2 protein-coding genes are annotated in these 868 nt (G+C 57.5%); both read left to right on the top strand.

Translation table 11 applies throughout. The annotated features are described in order from the left end of the window. The first annotated feature begins 32 nt into the window (after nucleotides 1–32). The gene (locus AAY47_RS19415) at nucleotides 33–689 is read left to right on the top strand and encodes a PFL_4703 family integrating conjugative element protein (RefSeq protein WP_047772007.1); all 657 of its coding nucleotides are present in this window, start codon (nucleotides 33–35) and stop codon (nucleotides 687–689) included. Further along, nucleotides 686–868, top strand: a 183-nt coding sequence (locus tag AAY47_RS19410; RefSeq protein WP_047772005.1) for a DUF3438 family protein, incomplete at its 3' end; no start/stop codon positions are given. The genes AAY47_RS19415 and AAY47_RS19410, both read left to right, overlap by 4 nt.

Genomic DNA, 868 nt, shown 5'->3' with positions numbered 1-868 from the left:
GGCTGGTCGTTGCGCCGAAGCAGGAGAGCGCGATGAGCCGGTGTCGTCATGCGGTGAAAAACCGGGATCAGCATATTCTGACCCTGCGAGTGGCGTGCGGCATTCGGGTGTTGGTCCTGCTACTGAGCCTGACGGGCTGGAGTGCGTCACCGCGCAATCTCACCATCCATCATACGCCGGACTTACGCACCGGCAGCACACGCCCGTGGTGGGAAATCCCCGCCCCCGGTGTCTACAGTTTCGCCTTTTATATTTTCCAGCAACTGAATGCCTGGCCGAAAAACGGGGCACAGGACTATCCGGCCAAAATTTATGCGCTTTCCCCTGATCTGACGCCGGCCTGTCAGGATTGTCTGCGTGAAGATGCTAGAACCCGGGCTGACAGCGGTGAGCTGCTCGACCGGGTGCGCGTGGTGTATGAAATTCCCGGTCGGGGCTTTGGGACGCGCAGTGTGACGGTGCGTGACCGGGATAACTGGGTAGTCCGGCTGGATTTGGTGGCCGATGAATATTATCACGCTGAACCGGTTAAACGGGCACGGGTACGTTATCCGCTGAAAGTGGTGCGCTGGGAAGGGGATGCCGAGCGTAATCCCTTCGGACTGGCACTGGATTGTTACGACGGGATGCCCCAGCGGCTGGAAGCCATGCCGCAACCTTTGGCAGAGAAAAAGGGCGTATTTCAATGAGCAGAGTGTCATTTGGCCGCTGGCTGGGATGGGTCAGTTTGTTATTGTTCAGCGTCGGCACACAGGCTGATGAGCTGATGACATGGGAACGTATTCCATTATCCATCTCACTCAATGTGGGGCAGGAACGCATTATTTTTGCTGACCGGAATGTCCGTATCGGTTTGCCGCCGTCACTC

The organism is Xenorhabdus griffiniae (assembly GCF_001028135.1).
GTDB classification, from domain to species: domain Bacteria; phylum Pseudomonadota; class Gammaproteobacteria; order Enterobacterales; family Enterobacteriaceae; genus Xenorhabdus; species Xenorhabdus bakwenae.
The sequence above is the reverse complement of the archived record's forward strand: the minus strand, read 5'-3'. Positions and strand labels throughout refer to the sequence as shown.